The organism is bacterium, from assembly GCA_030649055.1.
GTDB lineage: Bacteria > Patescibacteriota > Minisyncoccia > UBA6257 > JAUSGH01 > JAUSGH01.
In genome coordinates this window covers 44893-52382 of the sequence record JAUSGH010000009.1, presented here as the reverse complement: position 1 = coordinate 52382, position 7490 = coordinate 44893, and the positions used below count along the sequence as shown (strand labels likewise).

General features: G+C 52.8%; 6 protein-coding genes. All 6 read right to left on the bottom strand.

Going from position 1 to position 7490, the window contains the following annotated elements:
• Positions 1-384, bottom strand: a 384-nt coding sequence (locus tag Q7R85_02470; GenBank protein MDO8584964.1) for a hypothetical protein, incomplete at its 3' end; no start/stop codon positions are given.
• Positions 385-416: 32 nt separating this feature from the next.
• Positions 417-1058 (bottom strand): VTT domain-containing protein, encoded by a 642-nt coding sequence (locus Q7R85_02465; GenBank protein MDO8584963.1) that lies wholly within the window; start codon positions 1056-1058, stop codon positions 417-419.
• A 12-nt stretch (positions 1059-1070) separates the two neighbouring features.
• Positions 1071-2105 (bottom strand): AI-2E family transporter, encoded by a 1035-nt coding sequence (locus Q7R85_02460; GenBank protein ID MDO8584962.1) that lies wholly within the window; start codon positions 2103-2105, stop codon positions 1071-1073.
• Between the two features lie 5 nt (positions 2106-2110).
• Positions 2111-3097 (bottom strand): GTPase ObgE, encoded by a 987-nt coding sequence (obgE, locus tag Q7R85_02455; GenBank protein MDO8584961.1) that lies wholly within the window; start codon positions 3095-3097, stop codon positions 2111-2113.
• Positions 3098-3213: 116 nt separating this feature from the next.
• Complete coding sequence (locus tag Q7R85_02450) at positions 3214-5403, bottom strand: Ig-like domain-containing protein (GenBank protein MDO8584960.1); 2190 nt, start codon at positions 5401-5403, stop codon at positions 3214-3216.
• Positions 5404-5486: 83 nt separating this feature from the next.
• Complete coding sequence (gene typA, locus Q7R85_02445) at positions 5487-7304, bottom strand: translational GTPase TypA (protein ID MDO8584959.1); 1818 nt, start codon at positions 7302-7304, stop codon at positions 5487-5489.
• Between the last annotated feature and the right edge of the window lie 186 nt (positions 7305-7490).

The window sequence follows — 7490 nt, the reverse complement described above, 5'->3', positions numbered from 1 at the left end:
CTCACCCTCGTTGAGCATCGGGAGCTGTTGGATGTTTGCGACATCCAACAGATCGTCTCCCGGGCCGTCGGCGATGATGTCCCATCCTCCTTCGTCCTCGAACGGGGGCTTGATCTCGGAACCGAAGGTGGTCGGGGTGAGGGGAATGCACACGCCGCCGTTCTGCAGGAAACGCGTGAACTGCTCGCCCGAACCCTTCGGATTGTTGATGATCCGCTGGGCAACCTCTGTGAGAACGTTGTCCCACTTGGCGTTGCATCCGAGCACCGCCATCACCTGGATGGACTGGTCGCGTCCCGTGCCGTTTTCGATACCCATGGCTCTACGTCCTTTCCTCCAGGGCTGACCGTTTGTCCGCACCGTGCGAACATTCGGCTGACCCACTTTGTTCTAAAAAGCATTATACACGTGCTTCCTCAATTTGTCAAGAGGCGCTTCTTAATCTGCCAATACGCCACGATTCCGCCGATCACAAGCGCGACAAGGCCGTATTTCTCTACCACCTCAAACTGGCTCGCGTAATACGCATACTCCTTCCCCACTCCCCAGCCGACAAGCGCGGAGCCGGATGCGCGCACAAAGGCGCCTAAAAGCGTTACGACGAAAAACTCTTTCCACGGCAGACGTATCAGTCCGCAGACCGCGGAAATAATAGATATTGGAAAAATCGGCAGCGCGCGGAGGATAAACAACAATGTTTCATCCATGCGCCCCGCCGTAAATTTTTTCTCCGCTGCTTCAATTTCTTCCCATGTCAGCCCCACATATTTCCCAAAACGCGCGATGGTCGGTTTGCCTCCGGCATAAACGATGCCGTAAATAAAGAATGAACCGAGCGTAACGCCAAGCGCGGCCGGAATACCGATGTTAATCAATGCCGCGAATACGGCGTTCGCGAATGACGCCTCGGGTGCAATAAGCAAAAATCCGGCGCCAAGAAATACGAGCGAAGATGGAATAATGAACACCACCTCTTCTAAAATGCCAATTAAAAAAACGCCGAGCGCGCCTTGCGCCGCAATGAGTTCCCGCAGCCAAAATTCAATATCCTGGAACATTAATCTGAGATACTAATCGGTATGTGGCGCAACGCCGGCAGCATACAATTCAAGCAACGCAACGAGTAATGCAAGGAGCAACGGACCAAGCAAAAATCCGTAAATACCAAAGATGTGCAGGCCACCGAGCACAGAAAGGAGAATAAGAAACGGATGGACGCCGACGCCCTTCGCAATGAGTTTCGGTTTCAAGACATTATCCATAAGTCCCACGACAAGCACTCCCCACACGATAAGTCCGATAGCCGCGCCAACATTTCCTATATTCCAAAGATACATAACCGACGGCACAAGCACTGCCGCTGTCCCGATGCCGGGAATAAATGACGTGAATACCGTCGCGGCGCCCCACAGGGCGGCGTTCGGCACTCCGAAAAGCGCGTAACCTATTCCCGCCACGACGCCTTGCGCGAGCGATATTAGCAACGCGCCTTTAATGACCGCGTTCACGGCATTGCCGAGATGCGTGGCGATTCGCTGGTCATCGCTGTCGCGCAAAGGACTCAAGCGCACCAGCGCGTCTTTCATGCGCCCTCCGTCGCGCAAAAAGAAAAAAAGAGCGAAAATGGCGAGTAACGCGTTTAACCCCGCTGTCGCAACGCCGGAGAATATCTTTCCCAAATTACCAACGATATATGAAAGCGCCTCGCGCGCGTATTGCCCGACGTTCGGAATAAGCTTCTCGCTCACTTGGAATGGCAACATGCTTCCAAGTTCTTGCAGTAATCCTTGCGTCGCCGAAAGCCCGCTTTCCTCATCCGCAAAACGAACATAGAGATCCTGCGCCTGTTCAAAAACCAGCGTGCCGAAAAATGAGGCGGGCAGTACAATCACAACGAGCACTGCCGCCATCGTAAGCAGTGTCGCAACGCTCGGCGCTTTGGGTATCGCGCGAGCGACGCGCTCATATACCGGCGCGAACACCACCGCGAGCGTCGCGGCGAACACCAACGTGCCTACGTACGGCAAAAAAATAAGCGCGTTTAATGCGAGCGCGATGATAAGCAATCCGAGGAAAAAGTAATGCTGTGCCCGTGCTGACTCCATACAAACTATCTTACCTGATTTTGCTCGTCTATCATAGCATCCAGAAATTTCCGAAGCTCCTCTATTTCCTCGGGGTTATAAATAGAAACTACAAGCGCGCCCTTGCTCATCTTCCGGAGCTCTTTCATCTTCACCGCGCGTTCCTTGTCGCCCAGAAGGTCGGTTTTTGTGAGGCAGATGTATTCAGTTTTTTCCGCGAGTCCGGGACTGTGCGCCACGAGTTCCGCGCGTACAGTATCATAAGTTCCCCGAATGTCGGCGTTGTCAGCGGCAATGCAATGCAACAACGCTTTTGTCCGTTCAATATGCCGCAGAAACTTATGCCCCAGCCCTTTACCGGCGGAAGCACCTTCAATAAGCCCCGGGATATCCGCGAGAATCAGACGCCCGTGTTTACCATAAAACACCCCGAGGTTCGGCTCGAGCGTTGTAAAGGGATAGTCCGCAACGCGCGCCGCGGCACTCGTGAGCTCATTCAACAGCGATGATTTTCCGGCGTTCGGCAATCCGATGAGACCCACGTCGGCGATGAGGCGCAGCTCCAGCAACATCTCGAACAATTCGCCCGGCCTCCCTTCTTCAAACTGCGTGGGGCTGGTATTCCGCGGGCCTTTGAAAAGAAAATTGCCTTTGCCGCCCCGTCCGCCACGCGCCACCCGTACCCTCTCCCCCACGCGCAAAATTTCCACGTCGCTTTTGGTGTCCAGATTATGCACAATCGTTCCGGTGGGAACTTTCAGCACAAGATCCACACCGTTGGCGCCGTCCAACGTCTTCGCCCTTCCGTTCTCCCCATTCCCCGCCGCAAAATCTTTTTTGTGCCGAAATTGTTTTAAGGCGCTCAAATTTGACACGCCCTCAACGTATACATCACCTCCCCTGCCACCGCTGCCACCGGTCACTCCCCGCCCGCCTTTGGACGTATCAAAAGCAACCTTGCCGTCGCCTCCGTTTCCGGCATGGATATGAATTTTTACTTCGTCAACAATCATGCGTATATGTTACCAGAAAAATGCTCTTTTATCAACCGCGATAAGACACAACCCCCATGGAAGGGTTGTGTCTTGTGTTTATAGATAACGCACCGCGTACCTGCAATTCTAACGCATTACTCACCCGCGATCCCAAAAAATTCCTTTATTGTTGACCACAATGATGTACCGAACCATCCGTCACTTTCTGATGCCGCGTACGCAATCGGTATCCCGCCGGTTCTTGTCGCTGACGGTCGCCGCTGTCTGATGAAATTATCCATCGTACCCTTTGTGGCTCCGTTTCTCAACTCTCCGGAATTATTGCCGGGTTTCCGAGAAAGAATTTGCGTCGCCGAACATCCGCGCGTATCCGTCATGGTATATGCGCTATCAACGACCTGTTTTGATTTCGGATCTTTTGTTTTGAAGTGCGTACCGCCGGACCACATAAAACGTCCTTCTTCCGGCGCAATCGCATCCTCAACAGTTCCCGAACATTCATCGTCTCCCTCTAGAATACCGTCACCATCATCTTCTCCGGGCGCGAAAACATTCACATTGCCTGTTCCCGTCATCGGATCGCGCCCAATATTTCCCGCGGCATCTGTTGCTTCTACGTAATATGTGTGCGTTCCGGCGCCGAACGTCGTGCTGTATACACATGACGCCGCAAGACACTGCTGAACCGCGATGCCATCAACAAAAATCGTTATCATGTGCACACCGACATTATCAGTTGCAGTAGCGGAGAACGTAAATGAATCTGCCGTTGTGCCCGATGCCGGACTTGCGGCAGAAGTCACCGTCGGCGCCGTGAGATCCGGCGGAGCAAACGTGGTCGCGTACACCACCGCGGAATCTGCGCTATGATTTCCCGACGCATCAACCGCCACTACCTTGTATCCATATACCGTGCTACCAGTAAGGCCCACATCAAAGTAGCTCGTGCCTGTTGGAGCCGCAATCTGGGTTACCGGCGCGCAACTTGCTCCCGCACAGCGATACAAAAGATACTGCGCAACACCGACGTTATCGGTTGACGGACCCCATGTTACGTTGATTTGCGCGCTGCTTAACGCGCTCGCGGCAACATTGGTTGGCGCGGTCGGCGGGGTCACATCCACCAGTGGCACGAAGAAAATCTGCACCGGAACATTCCGATTCGTGAGCGTCCCGTCCCCCACCTGACCATTCGCGTTATATCCCCAGCCCCAGACGGTGGTATCGGATTTTATCGCCAACGAGTGACCGAACCAACTGCAGGCAGCTCCGCAAAATTGATTACCGCCCGTCGCGATAGCCGCAACTCCACTAATCACTGTCTGTACCGGAGTAAGCGTATTCACAAATGTGCCGTTGCCGAGTTGTCCGCTGACATTTTCACCGGAACCCCAAACATCGCTGTCATTCTCAAGAATAAGCGTATGCGCAACGCCACCGGCTATTCTGCTACCCGTGTTAAAGCCGGGCGGAGTTTGTAATGGAATATTAGAATCGGAACCTGTGCCGTTGCCGTACTCTCCCCTGCGGTTCCATCCCCACTGCCACACCAGCCCGTCACCCGTCACCGCGGAGGAGTGCGCGAAACCGGAGCTGATATCCACTACGCCCGTAATGTTTGAAACCTGAACCGGTGTCGCCTGAAATTGTCCGGTTCCGCCGGTTCCATTACCGATTTCTCCTCTGTTATTTCTTCCCCATGCCCACACCGTACCGTCGTTTTTAAGCGCAAGAGAATGTTCCGCCAACGCTACTGCGGAAATTTTTGTTATCCCTGTAAGATTAAGAACTTGGCCCGGAGTTTCCCTGTTAAGAGTTGTTCCATCTCCGAGTTTTCCATATATATTGCTCCCCCATGCCCACACCGTACCGTCGTTTTTAAGCGCGATTGAATAGTCATAACCACCACCGGCAGTGCCGCCACCGCCACCACCGGCAACCGCGGTAACTCCGGTTATACCGGGAATTTGCGTCGGAATGCGCTTACCATTCATCGAACCCCATTCCCAAACCGTGCCGTCGGACTTCACCGCGACCGAGTGATAACATCCGGCCCCAATTCCGATAACGCCATTCAAACCCGAGATTGGTGTCGGGGTTGAACGGTTTACTATTGTATTGTCCCCTACCTGACCATAATCATTCCTGCCCCATCCGAAAACGGTTCCTCCGGACGTCAACGCAAGCGAGTGCTGACAACCGGTGGCAACTTCTGTAATAACCGGCGACGCCACCTGCGCCCCCGCGATACCGACAAAACCCGCGACGAACGACGACGCCAACGCGACCGTGGTAAAAAGGTTCCTAATATTTTTTATATTCATATATTTTTAATATAACAAAACTAAACTGTGTACGCGAACAACGACACCCCCCACTATACGGGGGTGTTGGTTTTTGCGCGATGCTAGTTGTCCGATGATCGGCGCACTTTTTGCCTATTGATCAACTTGAGTACGCTCTTCCGCAATCGGATACTTTTCGGCGTTGCCTCAACAAGCTCATCGCGACTGATGTATTCAAGCCCCGCTTCAAGCGACATACGGTGCGGCGGAGTCAGCGGAATCAATTTCCCCGCTCCGCGCGAACGCATGTTAGAAAGTTCTTTTTCTTTGCAAGGATTCAGTTCCATATCAAACTCGCGGGAGTTCTGTCCAACAACCTGTCCTTCGTATACCTCATCGCCCGGACCGACAAACAAGGTACCGCGGTCCTGCGCGTTTTCCACCGCGTACGCGCGCACGATTCCCGTATCGGTTGAAACAATGGAGCCGAGCAACCGGCGCTGCATTTCGCCGAGCATCGGTTTATACGCCTCAAAAATGCTGTGCATAATAATGAGGCCTTTCGTCCGCGTCATAAGCAGTGATTTAATCCCGATGAGTCCGCGTGTCGGGATGATGTATTCCAGCTCCACCTCGTGTTCGCCATTCATGACGTTTTTCAATTCTCCGCCGCGCTTCCCTACTTCTTCGATCACTACTCCCTGATAGTCGCCGGGAATTTCCACCACCAGCCGTTCAAACGGCTCCATCTTCTTGCCTTCAATTTCCTTAACAATTACCTCCGGCTGAGACACCTGCAACTCATACCCTTCACGGCGCATGGATTCAATAACCACGGCCAAATGCAACTCTCCGCGACCGGAAACTAAAAACTGATCAGGCGCCGCGGTTTCTTCCACGCGCAAGGCGACATTGGTTTCCAATTCTTTAAACAACCGCTCGCGCAAATTACGCGAAGTGATATACTTTCCTTCTCTGCCGGCAAATGGAGAGGTGTTGACGCCAAAAGTCATTTTCACCGTCGGCTCTTCCACTTTAATCGGCGGCAAGGCAACCGGAGTTTCCGCGGACGCGATGGTTTCCCCGATTTGCACCTCATCAAAACCGGCGATGGAAACAATGTCCCCCGCCAAGGCATCGGGCACATTTACTTTTTTCAACCCCTCAAATGCCAAAAGCGCCGTCACTTTTGCTTTTACCACCTTCCCATCGTGCATAATACGCGCCACGGTTTCATTTTCGTTTATTTTCCCTGATTTTATTTTCCCGATTGCCATTTTACCTTTGTAATCGTCATAGGCAAGCGCGAGCACGAGCATTTGCAATGGCCCCTCAAGATTCACTTCGGGGGCGGGAATATATTTTACCACCGTGTCAAACAGCGGCGTTAAGTCCTTGCCCGGCACATGCTCATCCAGCGTCGCTGTGCCCTGAATGCCGATGGCGTAGACTATCTGGAAATCCAACTGTTCGTGACTGGCTCCCAGCTCCACAAATAAATCAAATGTCTTATTCACCGCGAATGTCGGCCGCGCATCGGGCTTATCAATTTTATTGATGACCACGATTGCTTTGAGCCCCAACTCCAATGCTTTCTTTAACACAAACCGCGTCTGCGGCATCGGACCTTCTTTCGCGTCAACGAGCAGTAATACACCGTCCGCCATGCGAAGCGTGCGCTCCACCTCGCCGCCGAAGTCCGCGTGGCCCGGCGTATCAATAATGTTGATTTTGATGTCGCCATACATGATGCTCGCATTCTTGGCTTTGATGGTAATGCCGCGCTCGCGCTCCTGATCCATGGAATCCATAATAAGCTCGCCCATGTCTTCAATGTGGCGGTCGGCGTGCATTTGTTTGAGCATCGCGTCCACGAGCGTGGTTTTGCCGTGGTCAACGTGGGCGATGATGGCGATGTTTCGGATGTTTTCGCGTTTCATATTATTTATACCCTGAGCTTGTCGAAGGGCGTTTCCACTACGTAAGACAATACTATAACACGGTGATTTGAGAAAATAAAGGGGTTGCGCTTTTCTGTCATTCCCGCGAAAGCGGGAATCCAGTAATACGTCATTTTTGAAAGCTCTAGATTCCCGCTTTCGCGGGAATGACACCGATTGCGTAAG